The 20,431-nt window shown below is 69.0% G+C and carries 21 protein-coding genes and 1 pseudogene; 14 read left to right on the top strand and 8 right to left on the bottom strand.

Annotated elements, in window-relative coordinates:
* Position 1: 1 nt before the first annotated feature.
* Positions 2 to 595: an L-threonylcarbamoyladenylate synthase gene (locus P1L40_RS10065; protein ID WP_284006740.1), complete on the top strand. Its 594-nt coding sequence runs from the start codon at positions 2 to 4 to the stop codon at positions 593 to 595.
* On the opposite strand, the gene P1L40_RS10060 is transcribed toward P1L40_RS10065, so the two are convergent.
* Both P1L40_RS10060 and P1L40_RS10055 read right to left on the bottom strand, forming a co-directional pair.
* Positions 578 to 1,240: a CRISPR-associated protein Cas4 gene (locus tag P1L40_RS10060; protein ID WP_284006739.1), complete on the bottom strand. Its 663-nt coding sequence runs from the start codon at positions 1,238 to 1,240 to the stop codon at positions 578 to 580. The genes P1L40_RS10065 and P1L40_RS10060 overlap by 18 nt on opposite strands.
* A gap of 33 nt (positions 1,241 to 1,273) precedes the next feature.
* Positions 1,274 to 1,894 carry a conditioned medium-induced protein 4 gene (locus P1L40_RS10055; protein WP_284006738.1) on the bottom strand — a complete coding sequence of 207 codons (621 nt, stop codon included), beginning with the start codon at positions 1,892 to 1,894 and terminating at the stop codon, positions 1,274 to 1,276.
* Between the two features lie 93 nt (positions 1,895 to 1,987).
* Here P1L40_RS10055 and P1L40_RS10050 point away from each other — a divergent pair, with 93 nt between their 5' ends.
* On the top strand, positions 1,988 to 2,719 hold the full coding sequence (locus P1L40_RS10050; RefSeq protein ID WP_284006737.1) for a competence/damage-inducible protein A: 732 nt from the start codon (positions 1,988 to 1,990) through the stop codon (positions 2,717 to 2,719).
* On the opposite strand, the gene P1L40_RS10045 is transcribed toward P1L40_RS10050, so the two are convergent.
* Positions 2,720 to 3,346 (bottom strand): DedA family protein, encoded by a 627-nt coding sequence (locus tag P1L40_RS10045; protein WP_284006736.1) that lies wholly within the window; start codon positions 3,344 to 3,346, stop codon positions 2,720 to 2,722.
* Between the two features lie 102 nt (positions 3,347 to 3,448).
* On the opposite strand from P1L40_RS10045, the gene hemB reads away from it, so the two are divergent.
* The 6 genes from hemB to P1L40_RS10015 all read left to right on the top strand — a co-directional run bounded on the left by hemB (position 3,449) and on the right by P1L40_RS10015 (position 7,402).
* On the top strand, positions 3,449 to 4,429 hold the full coding sequence (gene hemB / locus P1L40_RS10040) for a porphobilinogen synthase (RefSeq protein WP_284006735.1): 981 nt from the start codon (positions 3,449 to 3,451) through the stop codon (positions 4,427 to 4,429).
* A 47-nt stretch (positions 4,430 to 4,476) separates the two neighbouring features.
* Positions 4,477 to 5,124, top strand: coding sequence for a DUF4129 domain-containing protein (locus P1L40_RS10035; RefSeq protein ID WP_284006734.1), 648 nt, complete (start codon positions 4,477 to 4,479; stop codon positions 5,122 to 5,124).
* On the top strand, positions 5,121 to 5,657 hold the full coding sequence (locus P1L40_RS10030; RefSeq protein WP_284006733.1) for a DUF7269 family protein: 537 nt from the start codon (positions 5,121 to 5,123) through the stop codon (positions 5,655 to 5,657). Before P1L40_RS10035 ends, P1L40_RS10030 begins: the two co-directional genes overlap by 4 nt.
* The gene (locus P1L40_RS10025; protein ID WP_284006731.1) at positions 5,654 to 6,619 is read left to right on the top strand and encodes a DUF7507 domain-containing protein; all 966 of its coding nucleotides are present in this window, start codon (positions 5,654 to 5,656) and stop codon (positions 6,617 to 6,619) included. Before P1L40_RS10030 ends, P1L40_RS10025 begins: the two co-directional genes overlap by 4 nt.
* The gene (locus tag P1L40_RS10020) at positions 6,616 to 6,921 is read left to right on the top strand and encodes a phospholipase D-like domain-containing protein (protein ID WP_284006730.1); all 306 of its coding nucleotides are present in this window, start codon (positions 6,616 to 6,618) and stop codon (positions 6,919 to 6,921) included. The genes P1L40_RS10025 and P1L40_RS10020 overlap by 4 nt, the downstream gene beginning before the upstream one ends.
* 151 nt (positions 6,922 to 7,072) lie before the next feature.
* Positions 7,073 to 7,402, top strand: a complete 330-nt coding sequence (locus P1L40_RS10015) for a DUF7519 family protein (protein ID WP_284006729.1) — start codon at positions 7,073 to 7,075, stop codon at positions 7,400 to 7,402.
* Between the two features lie 3 nt (positions 7,403 to 7,405).
* Here P1L40_RS10015 and P1L40_RS10010 read toward each other — a convergent pair whose 3' ends face one another.
* Positions 7,406 to 8,749 (bottom strand): sensor histidine kinase, encoded by a 1,344-nt coding sequence (locus P1L40_RS10010; RefSeq protein ID WP_284006728.1) that lies wholly within the window; start codon positions 8,747 to 8,749, stop codon positions 7,406 to 7,408.
* Positions 8,749 to 9,051, bottom strand: coding sequence for a hypothetical protein (locus P1L40_RS10005; RefSeq protein ID WP_284006727.1), 303 nt, complete (start codon positions 9,049 to 9,051; stop codon positions 8,749 to 8,751). The genes P1L40_RS10010 and P1L40_RS10005 overlap by 1 nt, the downstream gene beginning before the upstream one ends.
* Before the next feature lie 449 nt (positions 9,052 to 9,500).
* On the opposite strand from P1L40_RS10005, the gene P1L40_RS10000 reads away from it, so the two are divergent.
* The 5 genes from P1L40_RS10000 (at position 9,501) to P1L40_RS09980 (ending at position 13,885) form a co-directional block, all read left to right on the top strand.
* A complete protein-coding gene (locus P1L40_RS10000) occupies positions 9,501 to 10,796 on the top strand; it encodes an ammonium transporter (protein WP_284006726.1) in 1,296 nt (431 codons plus the stop codon).
* Complete coding sequence (locus P1L40_RS09995) at positions 10,789 to 11,151, top strand: nitrogen regulatory protein GlnK1 (RefSeq protein ID WP_284006725.1); 363 nt, start codon at positions 10,789 to 10,791, stop codon at positions 11,149 to 11,151. Before P1L40_RS10000 ends, P1L40_RS09995 begins: the two co-directional genes overlap by 8 nt.
* 9 nt (positions 11,152 to 11,160) lie before the next feature.
* On the top strand, positions 11,161 to 11,619 hold the full coding sequence (lrp, locus tag P1L40_RS09990; RefSeq protein ID WP_284006723.1) for an HTH-type transcriptional regulator Lrp: 459 nt from the start codon (positions 11,161 to 11,163) through the stop codon (positions 11,617 to 11,619).
* 297 nt (positions 11,620 to 11,916) lie between these two features.
* Positions 11,917 to 13,203 carry an ABC transporter substrate-binding protein gene (locus tag P1L40_RS09985; protein ID WP_284006721.1) on the top strand — a complete coding sequence of 429 codons (1,287 nt, stop codon included), beginning with the start codon at positions 11,917 to 11,919 and terminating at the stop codon, positions 13,201 to 13,203.
* A 40-nt stretch (positions 13,204 to 13,243) separates the two neighbouring features.
* A complete protein-coding gene (locus P1L40_RS09980) occupies positions 13,244 to 13,885 on the top strand; it encodes a chemotaxis protein CheC (RefSeq protein WP_284006720.1) in 642 nt (213 codons plus the stop codon).
* Positions 13,886 to 14,116: 231 nt separating this feature from the next.
* Here the strand turns inward: P1L40_RS09980 and P1L40_RS23550 are convergent.
* Positions 14,117 to 14,527: pseudogene (locus tag P1L40_RS23550) on the bottom strand (molybdenum cofactor guanylyltransferase); the annotation flags it as partial.
* Positions 14,527 to 15,849 carry an MFS transporter gene (locus P1L40_RS09975; RefSeq protein WP_284006718.1) on the bottom strand — a complete coding sequence of 441 codons (1,323 nt, stop codon included), beginning with the start codon at positions 15,847 to 15,849 and terminating at the stop codon, positions 14,527 to 14,529. The pseudogene P1L40_RS23550 and the gene P1L40_RS09975, both read right to left, overlap by 1 nt.
* A 576-nt stretch (positions 15,850 to 16,425) precedes the next feature.
* Here P1L40_RS09975 and nasA point away from each other — a divergent pair.
* A complete protein-coding gene (nasA, locus tag P1L40_RS09970; protein ID WP_284006717.1) occupies positions 16,426 to 18,531 on the top strand; it encodes an assimilatory nitrate reductase NasA in 2,106 nt (701 codons plus the stop codon).
* A gap of 119 nt (positions 18,532 to 18,650) precedes the next feature.
* Here the strand turns inward: nasA and P1L40_RS09965 are convergent, their stop codons facing one another.
* Complete coding sequence (locus tag P1L40_RS09965) at positions 18,651 to 20,417, bottom strand: nitrite/sulfite reductase (RefSeq protein WP_284006715.1); 1,767 nt, start codon at positions 20,415 to 20,417, stop codon at positions 18,651 to 18,653.
* Positions 20,418 to 20,431: the final 14 nt, after the last annotated feature.

Below are 20,431 nucleotides of genomic sequence, written 5' to 3'. Positions count from 1 at the left end.
GATGAGCGACGACATCGATGCCGCCGCGGCGGCCGTCCGCGACGGGAAGCTGGTCGTCTACCCCACCGAGACGGTGTACGGCCTGGCCGCGGACGCCCTCGATCCCGCGGCCGTCGAGCGGGTCTTCGAGGCGAAGGGCCGAGCACGGGACAAACCGATCTCGCTCGCGGTGCCCGACATCGAATCCGCGCGTGAGTACACCCGACTGACGGAGCGTGAGGTCGCGTTCATGCGGGAGTTCCTCCCGGGACCGGTGACGGTCGTCGCCGAGCGCCGGTCGGTCGTCCCGGACGTACTCGTCGACGGCGGCGACCGGGTCGGCGTCCGGATCCCCGACCACCCGGTCGCGCTGGAACTGCTCGACGCGGTCGCGCCGCTGACGGCCACCAGCGCCAATATCTCGGGGAACCCCAGCGCCACCTCGGTCGCGGAGTTGGACGCGATCGGCGAGCGGGCGGCGGTCGCCCTCGACGGCGGCCAGACGGGCGGGACCGGCTCGACCGTCGTCGACGTGGAAGCGGGGACGATCCACCGGCGGGGCGCGCGGGCCGACGCCGTCGAGGCCTGGCTCGCCGACTCACAGGAGCGAGCGTAGCGACCGCGTCCTGACGCCACACTGCTCGCGGTACTCACAGGGCGAGCACTTCGCGTCGCTGTCGGCTCTGGCCGGCGGGCCGTCGATGGCTTCGGCGGTCCGCAACGCCGCCCGGTAGACGCCAGCGCGCCGGGCCGTCACTTCGATCCGGCGGACGACGCCGTGGGCCGGATACTCGGCGTAGGCGTGTTCGACCGATCGCTCGCGCTCCCAGGAGAGCGCCTTCGCCGCCGCCACGAGCCTGACGGTCTGGGGCTCCCAGACCCCCTGGTCGGGCGGCGCACCGGCGAACACGAGCGACGGAACCGGGCCGTCGACACCGTCGACGAGTTTGTGCGCGACGCCGCGGGCGTCTTTCCCGTCGAGATACGCGTCGCGGACGGCCGGGTCGACCAGCGCGTCCCAGGCGTCGAGTCGGTCGCGGGCCGCCCGGAGGCGGTCCCGGACCGTGGCCGGGTCAACGTCGAACGGGGCGGCAAGCAACGCGGCGTCGTCGGTCAGGAGTCGCCCGTAGTCGAAGGCCAGGTCGCGGACGCGACCCACGTCGTCGGGGATATCCGGTGGCCCGTCGCGTCGGCGGTAGTAGAGCTTTCGCGGGCAGTACGCGGCCGTCTCCAGATCGCGAAAGGTGTGGGTGTCCGGCACGGGGGGTCTGGCCCCGGCTTCGGGCAAAAGGGTTCACATCGATACGTCGGCGTCCGAGTCCAGCGAGTCGATGTCCTCCGTCGCCTCGTCCAGCCCCGTCTCCCGGACCGCGGCGGTGTGCTGTGTCGAGAGGCCGGCCTCGGCCAGGGCGTCCTCGAACTCGCTCTGGAAGCGGTGGCTCACCTGCCGGGCGGCGGCCTGTGCCGCGACGACGGCCCGGTAGTGGGCAGCAGTCGCCTCGTCGACGCCGAACTCGGCGGCCAGGTCGGCGGCCGTGGCGTCGTCGGTGACGACCCGCTTGCGGAACGTGGCAACGTCGAAAGGCGCGTCGTCGTCTGTCTCCCGGATCAGGTGGAGGTCGAGGCGGGCGCGGACGACGGCGTCCTCGTCGGCGTCGAGCCGGTCGGCCAGTTCGGCGTCGCTCTCGCCCTCGTAGAACCCGCGCACGACCGTCTCCAGGGCCGCGTCGTCGAAGTCGGTCCGGAAGTCGTACCGGTCGCGCATCCGGGCGACGACCGCGCGAAGCCGGTCCGACACCGACTCCTCGTCCGCGTCAGCCAGTGAGCCACGGGTGTCCTCCTGGGACTCCGTGACGCGTTCCTCGCCGGAGACATCCATGAAGATATCACGGAGCTCCTCGGTCTTTTCGTCCATCGGACCGGAACAACGCCGTCCAACGGGTAAATATCTGTCGGGGAAGCGAACGGTCGGCGCCACCCTTACCGCCGCCGACCCCGACGGGGAGGTATGGACGTGGCACTGGTGACCGTCGGCGACGAGTTGCTCGCCGGCGAAACCGAGAACACGAACGCGACGTGGCTGGCACAGCGACTCGCTGCGGCCGGGGCACGGGTCACGCGGATCCTCACTGTTCCGGACGAGGAAGGCGTCATCGCCGACGCCGTTTCCCGCTTTCACGACTCGTTCGACGCCGTCGTCGTGACCGGCGGTATCGGCGGGACCCCGGACGACGTGACCAAAGCCGCCGTCGCGCGGGCGTTCGGTCGGGACCTCGTCGTCCCGGACGACGTACGGGCCCACCTCGAAGCGAAGGCCGAGCGGTTCGCCGACGACAACCCGGAGATGGTCGACCGCTACGAGATGGACCTCGATCTGGACGCCTGGGCGGCGATCCCCGAGGGGGCCGAGCCGCTGCTGACCGACGAGAGCTTCGCTGCGGGCTGTGTCGTCGAGGGCGTCTACGTCCTGCCGGGCATCCCCGAGGAACTACGGGCGATGTTCGCCACCGTCGCCGACGACTTCGGCGGCGACCGGACGACAGAGACGATCCACACCCCGGCCCCGGAGGGCGCCGTCGTCGCACAGATCACCGAGGCCCGCGAGCGGTTCGGCGTCGCCGTCGGGAGCTACCCCCGGAAAGACGGGACGCCGGGGCGGGTGACCGTCACCGGCGACGACCCCGACCGGGTTCGGGCGGCGACCGACTGGCTTCGCGAGCGCATCGAGACGGTCGAGTAGTCAGACCAGTTCCAGGACGCCCATCGCCGTCGCGGCCAGCAGCACCTCGAACGACAGCGTCCCCAGCGCCGACAGCGCGACGAACCGGCGCGTCTCCATGCCCGCGACGCCGGCCGGGACGGTCAACATCCCACGGGTGAACAGCAAGGTGTTGCTCAGCGGCACCGCCAGGATACCGAACCGGTCGAACATGTGGCCGAAGCGATCCAGACGGTCCTCGCTCACCCGGAACCACGGCCGGTCGAGCAACCACTCGCGGCCGCCCCGCTTCGCCAGCAGAAAGAGCGCGGTCTGGCCGACCGTCGCGCCCGCCACTGCGACAGCGAGGATCGCGGCGACGCTCGGGAGGTCGTAGCCGCCACCAGTCCGGGCGAGGATCGCCACCGCCGCCGGGACCAACGCCTCGCTGGGTGCGAAATACAGCAACATAGCGCCTTCCAGAACGAAGACGAGAAACAGCGCCACCAGGCCGTACCGTTCCAGCAGGCGCTCGGCGTAGGCCGTATCGCCGAAGACGTAGAGCGCGACGCCGGCCACGCCAAGCAGCGCGAAGCCGGCGGCGACCACGAGCAGGCCGTAGTCCTCCGCGAACGTTCTGACCGGGCCGCGGCTCGTGTCGGTCGCCATCTATCGCCCTGTGGCGGGGCCGCGGATAAATCGTTTCTGTCCTGCGGTGGCGGGCAGCCTCGCAAGCGGTGGGTTCATGGCTCTCACTGCCCGACACCGGGTATGGACACGACACGTCGCCCGCGCCGGCTCCGGACCGACGGCGTCCGGCCGCTCGTGCGCGAGACCGACCTGGCCGCCTCGGACCTGATCGCCCCGGTGTTCGTCGACGCGACGACCGACGAGCGGGTCCCCATCGAGACGATGCCAGGCCACGAGCGGGTGCCCGTGGACGAGGCCGTCGCCCGTGTCGAGGAGATCCGCGAGACCGGCGTCCAGGCGGTGATGCTGTTCGGGGTGCCCGAGTCCAAAGACGAACGCGGCTCCCGGGCCTGGGCCGAGGACGGCGTCGTCCAAGAGGCGACCCGCCGGATCACCGCCGAGACCGACGCCTACGTCGTCACGGATGTCTGCCTGTGTGAGTACACCGCTCACGGCCACTGTGGCGTCCTCGAGGACGGCGCCGCCGAGGACCCGACGCTGACGGTCCGCAACGACGAGACGCTCGACCTGCTGGGGAAGATCGCCCTCAGCCACGCCCGGGCCGGCGCCGACATGGTGGCGCCCTCGGGCATGATCGACGGCATGGTCGGGGCTATCCGCGAGGCCCTGGACGAGGACGGCCACACGGCGGTGCCGATCATGAGCTACGCCGCGAAGTTCGAGTCGGCCTTCTACGGCCCGTTCCGGGACGCCGCCGACGGCGCGCCCGCCTTCGGCGACCGGCGGCACTACCAGATGGACCCCGCAAACGCCCGCGAGGCCCGCCGCGAGGTCTCCCTGGATGTCCAGCAGGGCGCCGACGTGTTGATGGTCAAGCCCGCGCTGCCGTATCTCGACATCGTCGCGCAGGTCCGAGAGGCCCACGACCACCCCGTCGCCGCCTACAACGTCTCGGGGGAGTACGCGATGCTGCACGCCGCCGCGGAGAAGGGCTGGCTCGACCTCGAAGCGGTGGCCCACGAGTCGCTGCTGTCGATCAAACGCGCCGGCGCGGACCTGATACTCACCTACTTCGCCGAGGACATCGCCGACCGGCTCTGAGACAGACCCCGAACCTATTCAACCGCCAGGACCACACGCACACGCACATGCGACGACAGACCCTCCTCGTGGCCGTCGTGGCCGCGGTCGCCCTGCTGTCGTTCAGCGTCGGTGCCGCGAGCCTCGACGCGAGCACCGGTCGGGATCGTATCGACCCCGAGATGGACGACAGAGAGATCGACAATCCCGGCGCGGACTACCCCGGACCGGACGACCCCAGCGACGCCTCCCCGCCGGCCGAGGACGGCGGCGCCCGCTCGCTGCTCCCCACGCTCTCCTCGCCGGCCGTCGGCGCGCTCGTGGTCGCGTTCGCCGCGGTGGTCGTCGCCGTCTGGCGCTTTGCCGGCGGCGGTGAGACCCCCGACGACGACACCGAGAAGGCGTTCGTGACCCCCGGCGAGTCGGCGGACACGCCGACGTACTCGACCGACAGCATCGACGTGCCGCTCTCGAACGACGTGTACCGGGCCTGGGCCGACCTGACCGAGCGGCTCGGGCCGGCCGACGGCGCGACCACTCCCCGGGAGTACGCCCGGCGGCTGGCCGGCGCCAGCGAGGACCCCGACGCGCTCGAGCAGTTGCGTGAGACCTTCGAGCGGGTCAGATACGGCGGCGAACAGCCGACCGCCGAACTGGAACAGCGTGCCACGGAGGCGCTGGACCGGGCGACGGTCGGTCCGGAGGACGACCGATGAGCGACGGGCTGCGGCCGGTGCCCCTGGCCGTCGGCCTGGGCGCGACGGTGCTTGCCGTCGGGCTGGGCGCGGTCGGCGTCGCCGTCGTCCCCGACGACGCCCGGAACCTGCTGTTGATCGCCGTCGCGGTCGTCGCCGGCAGTTTCGCGCTCCTGGCGTTGCTGGTCCACTCGCTCGAAGGAGACGAGCGACCGAGGCTGCCCGACACCGACAGCCGGACGGCGACGATCCCCGGCGACGAGGTCGACACGGCGCTGTCGGCCGGCCGGGACGGCAAGGCGATCCGGGACCGGCTCCAGTCGGTCGCGCTCTCGGTGCTGGAACGGCGGGGCCTGACCCGCTCGGCGGCCGAACAGCAGTTGGCCGAGGGCACCTGGACCGAGGACGGGCGGGCGGCGGCGGTGCTGTCCCGCGGGGAGATTCGCCCGTCGTTGCGCGCCCGGATCGAGGGGTGGCTCTCGGGTGTGCGGCCGTTCCACCGCTGGGTCGGTGCCGTGACGACCGAGTTGCTCGCGCGCGAGGACGACCGATGAGCGAAAGCGCGGGCGGCAGCGTCCACCAGACCGGGCGCTGGCTCGGGCTGACCGGGGCCGCCTTGCTGGCCGCGGCGGTGGGCCTGGTCGCACAGGCGCCCGCGCTGGTCCTGCTCGGCGGGGTCGGCGCGGCGCTTGGTGCCTACGACCGGGTGGCGGTCCCGCCGGCCGCGAGCGTCGCCGTCGAGCGGTCCATCGAGCCGACCGACCCCGGCATCGGCGAATCGGTCACCGTCCGGCTGACGGTGCGCAACGAGGGCGACCGGACCCTCCCCGACGTTCGCGTGGCCGACGGCGTCCCGGAGACGGTGCGGGTCGTCGACGGCTCCGCGTCGGTCGGGACCAGCCTCCGGCCGGGCGCGAGCACGACCGTGACCTACGAGATGACCGGCGGGAACGACCGGTGCGTGTTCGACCCGGCGACGGTCGTCGTCCGGGACGTGGTCGGCGTGGTCGCCCGTCACGACCGGATCGACGTACAGCCGGAATCGGTCACCTGGGAGCGCCCCAGCGGCAAGGCGATGTTGGCGCTGATCCCGGCCGTCTACCGCCGGCCCGGGCAGGTCCCGGTCGACGACGGGGGGGCCGGGCAGTCCTTCTACGCCGTCCGGGAGCGCCGGCCGAACGACCCCCTATCCCGGGTGGACTGGAACCGCTACGCCCGCACGGGCGAGTTGACGACCGTCGAGTTCCAGCGCGAGCAGGCGGCGACGGTGATCGTCCTCGTCGACAGCCGGCAGGCCGCCGCCGTCGCGCCCGCGGAGACGGCACAGACCGCCGTCGAGCGGTCGCGGACGGCCGCGCTGGCGCTCGTCGAAGGGCTGCCGGAGGACGGCCACGCGGTCGGACTGGCCGCTCTCTCCCCCAGGAGAGCTGGCTGCCACCGGGGCAAAGCGAGTCCCACCGGCGGCAGGCACGCGAGCGGCTCCGGGAGGACCGGGCGTTCACGGCGACGCCGGTGACCGAGGCGCCCGACGTGGACCGGCTGTTCGCACAGCTCCCGGCGGCGGCGAACGTCATCTTCCTGAGCCCGCTGTGTGACGACGAGAGCGCGAGCGTCGCCCGCCGGCTGGCCGCCAGGGGCCACCCGGTGACGGTGGTCAGCCCCGACGCGACGGCGACCAACACGGCCGGTCACCGGCTGGCCCGCTTAGAGCGGGGCGATCGGCTCAGGGAACTGCGGGCGGCCGGCGTCGAGGTGTACGACTGGGCCGAGGGTCGGTCGCTGCAGGGACTCCTCGGCCAGGCCGGAGGTGGTCGGTGATGGCGCCACAGACGGGACAGGGGTGTGCGCTCGCGGCCGGGCTGGCGACCGTCGGGACGCTCTTCGTCGCCGGGATCGGCCCGCTCTCGACGGCCGCCGCGCTCCTCGCACTCGTCGCGCTGCCGGGAGCTGGCTCGCCGACAACGGGCTGTTGGCGAACCTCGTCGGCGCGGCGCTGTTCGGCGCGGTCCTGCTCGCCGGCGTCCAGGGCGCCTCGACGACGACGGTACTCGCCGGCGGCGTCGGGACGGTACTCGCCTGGACGTTCGCCCACTCGGCGCTCGAACTCCGGGACGATCTGGGCGAGGCCCGGAGCCGGCGCCTGGAGTTGAGCCACACCGCCGGGACGACGGGGCTGGTGGCCGGGGCCGCCGTCGTCGCCGCGGTGTTGTTCCGCGCGAGTTCCTTCGAGTTGCCGCCGCTGGCGCTGGCCGCGCTCGTCCTGGCGGGCGTGGCACTGACCGCGGCGCTCAGGCGCTGAGTCCTACTCCGAGAGGGTCTCCAGTTCCGACCCCTCGGGGTCGAGGGCGAGAACGTCGCCGTCACGCTCGACCGCGGGGAGCCTGATCGTGACGACTGTCCGACCGGCCACGCGGTCGTAACCGAGGGTGCCGCCGGCCGACTCGGCGACCCAGCGAGCGAGCCAGATCCCCAGCCCGCTGCCGTGCTGGAGGGTGGTTATCGTCTCGCCCTCGAAGACGGCCGCGCGTTCGATATCGGGGATGCCCGGGCCGTCGTCTTCGACCCGCAGAAAGATCTCGTCGCCGTCTCGCTCGATTCGGACCCGGACCTCGGTCCCGTCGGGCGTGTGTTCGACGGCGTTCTCGACGAGGTTGTCCAGCGCGTCGTACACCCCCGGCCCGCCCGGGACTGCGACTGGGGCGGGGATATCGGTCTCGATCGACGCCACCTCGGGATAGCTGTTCGCGACGCTCCGGGCCAGCGAGACCGGATCGACCGCTCGGGAGGTGGTGTTTGCCAGGGCCGATTCGACCTCCTTCGCCTGCTGGCTGACCGCGTCGATGCGTCCCGCGGCGTCGAGGATCCGCTCGATCATCGTCTCCGCGTACGTGTCGGTCACGGCGTTGCCGAGGTGTTGGGCCGCACCGAGGACCACCGAGAGGTCGTTCCGGAGGTTGTGTCGCAACACCCGGTGGAGCACCCGCAGCCGTTGCTGTCGACGGCGGTCCTCGGTGACATCGGTGTAGATGGCGAAGCCGTACCGTCGGCCGTCCTCGGCCCGATACGGGACGCTGTGGTAGTCGAACTCCCGGCGACCGTCGACGGTCTGCCGGGAGACGACGGCGTGGTTCGTCTTCCCGTCGGCGGTGCGCTGGTCGTAGTCGGTCGCCTCGGCGTCTTTCCCGTCGGGGACGATGAGTTCGTTGAGCGACTCGCCGAGGGCGTCCGGCGTGTCGTGCCCGAAGGTCGCGGTAAAGGAGACGTTGACGGCGCGGACGACGGGCGTCCCGTCGACGATCTCGAAGGCCACGGCTGGGTCCTCGATGAGATCGAAGAGGTGGTCGAACCGATCGTGGACGCTCGTCGAGCGGTGGACCGCACAGACGACCGGACCGTCGGCGGCCGTCACCTCGACCGTCGCGGGGAGCTGGCGCTCGTCGCCGTCGAAGGTGACCTGACAGCCCCGTGTCTCCCGGTCGTCGGCGCTGCGGACGGCCTGAATCGCACGCTCGACGGTCTCGGCGTCGTCGGCCGTGACCAGCGACGAGAGCTGTCTGCCCGTCAGTGACGCCGAGTCCGCCGACAGCAGCGTCGCGAACTCCTCGGTCACGAACGAGAGCCGGCCGTCACGGTCGACCCCGAACATCAGCGGGTCACGATCCGGAGGAAGGGCGGTGCCGACAGCGCTGTCACCGACCGCCGGACGCCGGTCGTCCCCACGGGAGAGGTGCGGAGTTCGACCGTACTCTGGCCGTCCTCGCGCCGCAACAGGAGCGTCTGGTCGGCAGCGTCGGTCGCCTGCTCGCCGGCGCGCTCGTCGATCGCGGCGATCTCCTCGTCGACGGTGACCGACGTGGCCTGGACGACATCGAGGGCGCCCTGCGCGTTCGCGATACCGCGGTCCTCGGTCGTCACCTGTGGGATAGCTGGTTCGTTATGTACGTTCATATTCCGGAAGATTGGCAAATTTGTTTGGATATACGAAGCTTTCGACAGGTTTCCTCCAATAGTATTGCTCGTTACAATAGATCCGTTCGAATACAGCCCCATAACCTTGCCGCCGCTGGCAACACCCGCCGAGCGGGGGTGCGCGCAAGCAAATCGGGCCGATATCGGCCTGAGCCGCCGGTCTAGCGGTCGACGTTCGTCCAAAATTTTCGCGGACAGACGCTTCATTTCTTGACGGAGAACAACCTTATATCGATAATATTGTACGGTAATTCGGACAATCGTCTACTGAACACCTCCCAATTTCCACTTTCATAAAGCAAACCCTTATGTATACCTCTGCCAAGAGACTTCTCCGTGAACGAAGTGACGAAAGTTGGAGCGAGCGGCGATAGAGTTGGACGTTCAAACTAAACTTCGAACTAAACTGAAACAGGTGAACACAAAAAATGGTACTTGCACCACTCCAGGTGACGACTGACGCACTCAACTACACGTGGATCCTCGTGGTATCGTTCCTGATCTTCTTCATGCACGCCGGCTTCGCCATGCTCGAAGCCGGGCAGGTGCGCTCGAAGAACGTCGCGAACCAGCTGACGAAGAACCTCCTGACCTGGTCGGTCGGGGTAACGGTGTTCTTCGGGATCGGCTCCGGCATCGCCTCGCTGGCAGGTGGGGGCGGCTTCTCGGCCGCCTTCATGACCAGCGGGACGGGCTGGATCGACTGGCTCTACGGCGCGGTGTTCGCGATGACCGCCGCGACCATCGTCTCCGGGGCGGTGGCCGGTCGCGCGAAACTCCGTGCGTACATGACCTACACGTTCCTGCTGGCCGCAGTCATCTACCCGGTCGTCATCGCGATGACCTGGAGTTCGACGGGCCCGGGACTGGTCGAGGTCATCACCGGCACCGCCTTCACCGACTTCGCGGGCGGGATGATCGTCCACGGCATGGGCGGCATCGCCGGCCTGACCGCGGCGGCGATCCTCGGCCCCCGGATGGGACGGTTCAACGAGGACGGCTCCGCGAACGTCATCCCCGGCCACTCGATGACCTTCGCAGTGCTGGGAACGTTGATCCTGGCTTTCGGCTGGTACGGCTTCAACGTCGGCACCTCGGCGATCATCGGTGACGCGTTCCTGGGCGAACAGCTCGGCCGCGTCGCGATGACCACCACCATCTCGATGGCGATGGGTGCCATCGGCGCCGCCGCAGTCGCGTGGCTCAAGACGGGGAAGGTCGACACGCTGTACGTCGCAAACGGGCTGCTTGCCGGCCTCGTCGGTATCACGGCGATCCCCCACACCACGGCCTGGTGGGGCGCGTTCGTCGTCGGCGTCCTCTCGGGTGCCCAGCTCCCGATCGTCTTCAACTTCGTCGAACGGACGCTCAACATCGACGACGTGTGTGCAGTCTTCCCGGTCCACGGCAGTGCGGGCGTGCTGGGGACGCTGCTGTACCCGTTCGTCGCCGCAGGTAGTGTCGCGATCGTCCCCGCGTTCATCGCACAGCTCGTCGGTGTCGTCATCATCGGCGGCTGGACGATCACTGCGACGGCCGCAATCTGGTTCGTTCTCAAGTCGGTCGGACAGGCACGCGTCACCCCCGAACACGAGCAGGAAGGGCTGGATGTCAGCGAACACGGCGTCGAGACCTACCCCGAGTTCGGGAGCGACGGTGTCGTCGCCGACGGTGGCAACGTGAGTGAAATGATCCGCAGCGACGGAGGTTCCAAGGATGAGTGAAACTGACGACCGCGAGATCAAGATGATCGTGGCAATGGTACGGCCGGACAAACTCGGTGACGTGAAGAAGGCGCTCGCGGAGGTCGGCGCGCCCTCGCTGACAGTCACCAACGTCTCCGGGCGGGGCTCACAGCCCGCGAAGAAAGGCCAGTGGCGCGGCGAGGAGTACGTCGTCGACCTGCACCAGAAGGTCAAGATCGAGTGTGTCGTCGCCGACGCACCGGTCGAGGATGTCGTCGGAGCGATCAAAGACGGCGCCCACACCGGGGAGAAAGGCGACGGGAAGATCTTCGTCCTGCCGGTCGACGAGGCCTACCAGGTCCGGACAGGCGAGAGCGGACCGGACGCGGTGTAAGCGCCGGGGATGGTCGACGAGATCGACAGGGCGGTCGTGAACGCGCTGTTGCGGGACGGCCGAGCCAGCGCACGCGATGTCGCGACGGAGACCGGCGTCGCGGCGACGACCGTCTCACGGCGGATGGACGAACTGGAGTCGACCGGTGTCATCGAGGAGTACACCGCCCGCGTCGACTACGGTGCCCTCGGCTACGATGTCACGGCGGTGTTCCAGCTCTCGGTCGACGGCGACGGACTCGTCGACATCACCGAGTCGATGCGCGAACAGCACAACCTGCTGGCCGTCTACGAGGTCACGGGTAGCCACGACATCGTCGCGATCGGGAAGTTCCAGGACACCGACGAGATGAACGCCTACATCAAACGGCTCGTGACAGACGAACACGTCCGATCGGTCTCGACGGCGATCGTCCTGAACGCGGTCCGTGAACACGAACAGTTCCCGGTCGACGACGACGACCGGTAGCGTCGCCGGCCTCGCCGGGACACCGGTATTCTCTCCGCACTATCGACGACCGACCAGCCCCGGCTGTCGACGGCGGGGGGTCGGGACACCGTGAATCCGGGTCGAAGCGGCCCCGCGGGCGCTCTATGCCACCCGACTGGCCACCGCGACGGATCCTCAGGAAAGTATTACCAACAGGTGTAGTACTAAATAATACGAAACGAATTGTCCCCCATGATGGATAGTGAAGGACCGTCCAGACGCGCGGTTCTCCGGGCTGTCGCGGCCGGGACTGCAACAGTCGGGGGGGCCGGCTGTATGGGCGGTGACGGCGGCGGGTCGACGGCGACACCGAGCCAGTACGCCAACCAACCCGTCGGCGAGGACAGCGTCACGTTCGGCTTTCCGATCGCCCTGTCCGGCCCGTTCGGCTCCGACGGGGAGCGCCAGGAACGGGGGTTCAGGCTCGCGGTCGATCACCTCAACGAGGGCGGTGGGTGGGTCGACAGCGGGAAGTTCCCGTCGCTGAGCGGCGACGGCGTGTTGGGGCGGACCGTCGAGATGGTGACCGCGAACACGGAGTCCTCGCCCGAGACCGCCGTCAGCGTCGCCAGGGACCTCATCGCCTCCGAGGGGGCGGTGATGATCGCCGGCGGGTCGTCGGGCAACACGGCGGTGAAGCTCTTCGATCTCTGTCACCCGCGCGGCGTCGTCCACATGATCGGGTTCGCGCCGGGGACGAACGTCACCGGCGCGGACTGTTCGCGGTACGGGTTTCAGGAGATGTTCAACCCGAAGATGGCGGCACAGGCCCTCGTCCCGGTGTTGCTCGACCGCTTTGGCGACCGCGCGAGCGTCTACGGCCTCCACGCGAACTCGGACTTCGGGTTCACGCAGGCAAACGAGTTGCGGCGGCTGTTGCTCGACAACAACTGGGACTACCAGGGCGACACCCAGACCACCGTCGGGACCTCCGAATACCGCCCGCAGCTAGAGGAGGCGAAAGCCGCCAACCCGGACGTGCTGGCGCTGTCGTACCGGGGGATCGACGGTGCGAACGCGATCCGACAGGCCCGGGAGGTCTTCGACGACATCGAGATCGTCGCGCCGCTGTTGAGTCGGACCACCGCGGAGCTGACCGGCGAGGCCATCGAGGGCGTCGTCGGGACCATCTCGTGGGACCCGAGCATCGACACGCCGCTGTCCCAGACGTTCAGCGAGGCGTTCCAGCGGGAGTTCGGAGAGCCAGAGGAACGGCCCGACTGGCGGCTGGGCTCGGACCAGGCACATCTGGCCTATGGCCAGACGCTCCAGTACGCCGCAGCGGTCGAGCGCGCCGGGACCTTCGAGCCGCCGGCGGTCATCAGGGAACTCGAAGGCCACCAGTACGCCATGGGCATCGGCCGGGAGACGATGCGGGCCTGCGACCACCAGGCGATCCGGCCGGTCCCGGTCGTCGAGGGACTCCCCGCGGCCGAGCAGTCAGAGAGCCGCTACTACGACTCCGTGACGATCACTCGGGAAGTCGGCTACGGGTGTGACGAGGACCCCGCCGACGACTGCCGGGAAATGGGTCCGTACGAACCCACGACCGAGACCGGGTGAGGCGGGGAAAACGTATACAGGTCCGACCGAATACGTAGCTATGAGTCTACAAGTCGACGTACGAAAGCTCGACCTGTTCAATCAGATGGCGAAGGAGGGATCGAGCACCGTCGCCGATCACCTCGGGCAGCTAACCGGGCTCGACGCCGGCGTTCGGACCTCGCAGATCAACTTCCTCGACATCGAGGACGTGAAGACACACATCGGCTCCGACGAGCGGGTCGGCATCTACGTCACGTTGGAGGAGGCCCCCCACGGGTACGTGTTGTTCATGCTGGAACCGGCAGACAGCAAGCGCCTGGCCGGCGCGATGATGGGCGGCATGGGTGAACCGAGCGACGGCGAGGGGTTCAGCGAGATGGAGCGGTCGGCGATGCAGGAGATCGGCAACATCATGACCTCCGGTTTCATCGACGGCTGGGCGAACGTCCTCCGAACGACCATCGACATGGGGACGCCCAACTTCGTCTACGGCCCGGCAAGCGGCATCGTCGACGAGATGGGCGGCTGGCCGGACTCGGAACTGGTCTTCGTCATCAACTCCCGGATCACCGTCGACGGCGGCGACCTCGGGATGACCGTCTACACCTTCCCGGAACTGAAAGCGCTCGTCGACCTCATCACGAACATCGACCTCGATACGAACGTCGTCGAGGACACCGACGCCGGCGACATCGTCTGAGACGGCCAGGTCCGGCGAAGAGGCGTGTCCGAAGCTGGGTGGGTAGCGACCGGTGTGGTCAGGTCGAGCGCGAACACAGCGACTGCAGGGTCGCCCGCGTGTCGATGTCCGCGACGGTCTCGGGCGGGCCGGATCGTGGACGACGACCGGCGAGAGCCGATCGAGGAAGTCCGTGACCGACCGCGAGCCCGTCCCGAGGGTCGTCCCGGCGGCCGCGACGGCGGCGTCGGTGGCGTAGACGGCCGTCAGCGGTCGGTTCCGACCGGCGATCCGCGGGACCGCCCCGTCGCCGCCACACTGCTCGAACAGCGTTTCGATCAGCGACGGCTCGACGAACGGCGTGTCACAGGCGGTGACGACCGTCCACTCCCCGCGGGCGACCCGACAGCCGGTCCGGATACCCGCGACCGGGCCGCCGTCCGGGACCGGATCGATCGCGTAGCGCACGTCGGCGCTGCCGACCGCCTCGGCGATGGCGCCGCGTTGCTCGTCCCGACAGTTGACGACCACCTCGTCGACCGCCCCGGCGACGCTGTCGACGACTTGGCGGATCAGCGGGTCGCCGTCGAGTTCGGCGACTGCCTTGTCCTGCCGGCCAAAGCGGGTGGAGTACCCGCCGGCCAGGACGACCGCGGACCGCATCAGTCGTCCCCGGAGACGGCCGCGTCGGTTCCCCCGGAACTGCCGACGAAGCCGGCGGTGTTGGCGACTTTCGCGACCTCGGGGCGGAACACCCACGCCGACAGCAACACGATGGGGATCATCGAGGCCGCGACGACGGAGTAGCCCAGGTGGAGGTTCGCCAGCCACGGTGCGGAGTAGATCAGCGGGTAGACGATCCCGCCGACGGTTCCGACGCCGCCGACGACGCCCGCGACCGCCCCGGAGCTGTTGGGGAACATCGAGGGGACCATCGCGAAGATCGATCCCTCGGCGAAGGCACAGGCCGTGCCGACGAGGAAGCCGACGGCGACCGCACCCAGCAAGACCCCCGACAGGCCGGCCAGGGTCATCCCGAACATGGTCACGACGACGAAACACAGCGTGACGAACGTCCACTGCTCGCGGTAGCGCCCGGTGAAGACGGGCAGGATGTCCTGCTCTCTGCGAGCGAGCACGTCGCTGACGTAGCCCCCGATCGGCCGGAGCAGGCCGGCGGCGACCGAGAACGTCGCCGCGAACGTGCTCGCGATGACGAGGTTGTCCTGGTTGAACGCCTCGCGGTAGTAGGTCGCGAGCCAGCCGTTCATCGACAGCTCCAGACCGAAGGTCATCACGTACGCCAGCGCGAGGACGACGGTCCCGTAGCGGGTGGCGGTGTGGAGCCAGTCTTTGAAGCTCGCGTTGTCCTTGGTGGCCTGGCGCTTCTCCTCGCTCTTTGCGGCCTCGCCCAGCGTGTAGTAGGCCACCGCCAGGAGGATCGAGACGATGCCGGTGTAGAAGAAGGCGGCCCGCCAGTTCGTCGAGAACAGCGGCCCGTTCCAGCCGCTACCGAACACGCGCGGGAGGACGAGCGCCCCGCCGGCGGCGCCGGCGTTACCCACGCCGGCGTAGATGCCCTCCGCCAGCCCGAGGTTCTCCTCCTCGAACCACTCGGCGACGTGCTGGATGCCGATGACGAACGTGATCCCGGCCGTCGCGACGATGATCCGGGTCACGAAAAACAGCGAGTAGTCCCGCATGAACGCACTCGCCATCGAGAAGAGGCCGACGTAGGCCAACACGATGGCGAAGATGGCCGGTGCGCCGAACTTATCGGAGAGCCACCCGGTCAGCATCCGGCCGAAGGGCGCCATCCAGATGGCCGAACTCGCGAGAATGCCGATCTCCGCCGTCGAGAGGCCGAACTCCTCGGCCATCGGTCCCGTAAACGGCGCGAAGGAGAACCAGATCAGGAACGAGAAGTTGAACCCGATCGTCGCCAGCAACAGCGTCCGGTACTTCGTCATCTTGATCAGTCCCATGCTGGCACCTCCGCGGACGTGGACAGCTGTCCAGACCCGAACCCTACGTTTTGTATTTCACGAACTTTACTCGGTTTTTCTACCATGTTCGAACACATTATAGCTGCTTTAGCCCATGATTCAGTACCTCATAACGGTATCCGTTTACAAACACGAAATTAGCGCTGCGTTGTCGGACGACCGGCAAATGTGGGTGTCGCTGGCCCGGTTCTGCCGGCCGGATTTCCCAACGTCAAATAGTCGGTGGGGTATCTCCGGAATCGTCAATTGGGCGATCTTCCTCTGTGCTGCCGCTGTGAGCGGGTGCAGCGTCGACCCGGCTCGGGACCGGCTGCCGACTTGTCATCCGAAGGGCGATATTTTCGTTCATCGAAACTGTTATTCGGTCGTTTGGGTAACAATACCCCAAGTATAAACCGTAGAAATGCCCAATCACCACATCATTTCTGCTCGGCGTTGCACGATCGAACACCGGGCACGGACGCGGGTTCGAGCACGCCCATCGCCGTCGCCGCCATTCAGTCCTCGCGCACGAGCAGTGTCGACGACCGGTCCGGAACCCGAGGTGGCCCGGCGATGACCCAGTGGAAGCCCACGACCTGTATGCGGTGTGCCGTCGGCTGCGGACAGCTCCAGCGCGGCGTCGACGAGGGGTACGGCGTCGACGAGGTCCAGGGCGACCACAGACACCCCACCGCCGACGGCCTGGCCTGCGAGCGCGGCATCCGGGAGACGAAAAACCCCGACGGCGAGTGGCTCACCGAGCCGCTGATCCGGCGGGGCGACACGCTCCGGCCGACGACCTGGGACACGGCACTCGGGACAGTCGCCGCGGAGTTCCTCCGGGCGATCGGCGAGGACCGTAACTCGGTGGCGGTGCTTGGCAGCGGGCAACAGACGAACGAGGCGGCCTACGCGCTGGGGAAACTCGCCCGGGGCGGGATCGGGACTCGGCACTTCGACGCCAACACCACCCTGTGCATGGCCAGTGCCGTCACCGCCTACTACGACGCCTTCGGCAGCGACGCCCCGCCCTGTACCTACGACGATATCCCGGCGGCCGACACCCACGTCGTCTGGGGGGCCAACCCCGCGGTCGCGCACCCGGTCCTCTACCGGTGGATTCTCGACAGCGCGAACGAGGCGGACGGACGGCTCGTCGTCGTCGACCCCGTGGCGAGCGAGACGGCCGCCGACGCCGACCACCACGTCGCCCCCGAGCCGGGGACCGATCTCGTCCTCGCTCGCGCGGTCCTCGCACAGCTCGTCGAGACGGACGGGATCGACCGCGAGTTCGTCGAGGCGGCGACCGACGGGTTCGACCGCCTCGTGGCCGCCCTCCCGGCTGTCGAGACCGCCGCGGAGACCGCCGGCGTCACCGTCGAGACAGTCGCCGACCTGGCGGCCGCCTTCGCCGACCCGACGCTGCTGTACTGGGGGATGGGCGTCAACCAGAGCACCCACGGCACCGCCGCCGCGCGGATGCTCATCAACCTCTGTCTGGCGACGGGCAACATGGGGCCGGGCAGCGGCCCGTTCTCGCTGACGGGGCAGGCGAACTCGATGGGCACCCGGGTCTGTTCCTCGAAGGGGACCTGGCCGGGCCACCGGGCGTTCGACGACCCGGAGAGCCGGGCGCTGGTCGCCGACACCTGGGACGTGCCCGTCGACCGGCTGCCCGACGACCCCGGTCCCGGCCCCGTCGGGATCGTCGACCGGATCAACCGCGGCCACGTCGACGCCTGCTGGGTGGTCGCGACCAACCCCGCGGCGGGGATGCCCCACGCGACGAACGTCAAGCGCGCGCTCGACGATGTCTTTCTAGTCGTCCAGGACGCCTTCCGCTCGGAGACCGTCGAGCACGCCGACGTGGTGTTGCCGGCGGCGACCTGGGGCGAGAGCGAGGGCACCGTGATGAACATGGAGCGCCGCGTCTCCCGGGTCACCGCCGTCAGCGAGACGATCGACACCGTCCGCCAGGACCTCGACATCATCGCCGCGGTCGGGAACCGCATCGAACCGGGCCTGTTCGACGAGCCGCCAGTAGATCCGGAGCCCGTCTTCCGGGAGATCCGTGAACTCACCGCGGGCACGCCCGCGGACTGTTCGGGCATCACCTACGACCGCCTGGAATCGGAGCGGGCGGTCCGCTGGCCCGCGCCCGACGCCACGAGCGAGGGCGGGTACCGCTACGACGACGGGGAGGGCTGGGCGTTTCCGACCGACTCCGGGCTGGCTCGCTTCGCCGCGCCGACGACCTACGAGGGCGTGCCCGAGCCGACCGACCCCGAGTACCCCCTGTTGCTGACGACCGGGCGGCGTGCCGGTGCGTACAACACCGGCGTCCGTAACCGCGAGACGGGCGAGGACGTGCCACGCGCCCGGATCAACCCCCAGACCGCCGGCCAGTACGTCGAGGTGCTGGATCGGGGTCGGACCGTCGTCGAGTCCCGTCGGGCGAGTGTGACCGTCACGCTCGTCCCGGACGACGGCATTCCGCCCGGGGCGATCTGGCTGGACGTACACCACCCCTCGGTCAACGACCTGACGCTCCCGGCGATCGATCCCGACTCGAACGAACCCAACTACAAGCAGTGTGCGGTCAGGCTGGCGGCACCGGACAGGTCCCCGCCGGTCGCCCGCGACGGAGTCGTCCGCACGGGAACGGTCGTCAGGCGGTAAGACAGGCCCTCACTCCAGCAGCTCCGGCGCGGCGTCGTAGGCGGCGACCTGTTGGCCGGGGACCGGCTGTTCGACCGTGGTCGGGCCGGTCCCGTCGGTCGGCTCGTCCTCGTGCATCGTCAGTCGTCCGCCGAGAGGGGCTGTCCGCTGGCGTCGGTCGGCGCGGGGCTCTCGCCGTCGTCGAAGGGGTACCACGACTGTTTCCCGTCGGCCAGACAGGGGTCGGTGTACCCCTCGACCTCCTCGGGTTCGGCGAGTTCGACGATCGTCTCGTGGCCGGTGGCGTCGACCCACTCGCGGAAGGTCTGACCCTCCTCGCGGAGCGCGGCGTAGGCCTCGACGATGTTTCTGATCATCCCCGGGACCTCGTCGGCGGGGACGCGCTGGCGGACCCACTCGATGAAGGTCGGGTCCTCGCCCATGCCGCCGCCGACGCCCACGTCCATCGCTTCGACCATCTGGCCGTCCTTGCGGGCGCGCATCCCCTGGAGGCCGATGTCGGCGGTCATCGCCTGGCCGCAGTCGGCCGTACAGCCCGAGAAGTGCAGCTTGATCCGGTCGACATCGTCGGGTACGTCGGTGTTGTCCCCGAGCCACCGGAGCAGGCGGGCCATCCGGGCTTTCGTCTCCGTGAGCGCGAGCGAGCAAAACTCCGTGCCGGTACAGGCCATCGCGCCCTGAACGAAGGGGTTCGGTTCGGGCGAGTGTTTCGAGAGCAGCGGCTCGCCCAGCAGTTCGTCGACCTTCTCGTCCGGTACGTCCATGATCAGCGGGTTCTGCCGGCGGGTCAGCCGGACCTCGCCGGAGCCGTACTCCGCGGCCAGGTCGGCCAGTTCGATGGCCTCCGCCGCGGGGAGACGACCGACCGGCACCGAGAGCCCGACGTAGTTGGTCCCGTCGACCTGGTCGTAGACGCCGACGTGGTCGTGGGCGCCCCGCTCGTCGGGCTTGCCGGCGTTGTAGGTGTAGCCACCGCGGAAATCCGTGCCGGCCGACTCGAACTCGAAGTCCAGCCGGTCGTCCAGTTCCTCGCGGATGGCGTCGGTCCCGTGCTCGTCGACGAAGAACCGCGCGCGGTTCTTCGAGCGGTTCTGGCGGTTACCTGCCTCGTGGTAGTACTCGACGAACGCACGGACTGTCTCGACAGCGTGTTCGGGCCGGACAAACAGGTCCAGCGGGCGGGCTTCACGGGGTTCGCGCCCGCCCAGGCCGCCGCCGACGCGGACGTTGAACCCCTCGACTTCCTCGCCGCCGATGAACTTGTGGGCCGGTTCCAGCCCGATGTCGTTGATCGCGTCCTGGGCACACCCCTGTTTGCACCCCGACACCGAGATGTTGAACTTCCGGGGCATGTTCGAGAGGTCGTCGTCCCCGCGGATCGTCTCCTGGATCTCGTCCAGAATGGGGCGGGACTGGACGTACTCCTCGGCCTTGCCGGCGACCGGACAGCCCGAGATGTTGCGCATCGTGTCCCCGCCCGCCGAGCGCGAGGAGACACCGACCGCCTCGAGTTTCTCCCAGATCTCGGGGATATCTTCGAGTTTAAGCCAGTGCAGTTGGATCGACTGGCGGGTCGTGAAGTCGATCCAGCCGTTGCCGAACTCGGGGTTGTCAGCCGGCCCCTGGGCGTACTCGCGGGCCACCTCGCCGATCGCACGCAGTTGCCCGGGTTCGAGGATGCCGCCACAGTTGGTCAGCCGCATCATGAAGTACGACTCCTGGCCGCCCCGGTGGTGGAACACCCCCCAGAACTTGAACCGCGAGAACCACTCCTCGCGCTCGTCTTCGGGGATCGAGTCCCAGCCCCGTTCCGCGAACTCCTCGAGTTTCTCCCTGACTGCGTCGCCGTACAACTCGCCTTTGATGTCCTCTTTCTTATGCGCCATAGCTGTCGAGTTCA

It is taken from the genome of Haloarcula pelagica, assembly GCF_030127105.1.
GTDB classification, from domain to species: Archaea; Halobacteriota; Halobacteria; order Halobacteriales; family Haloarculaceae; genus Haloarcula; species Haloarcula pelagica.
This window is presented reverse-complemented; position numbering and strand designations above follow the sequence as displayed.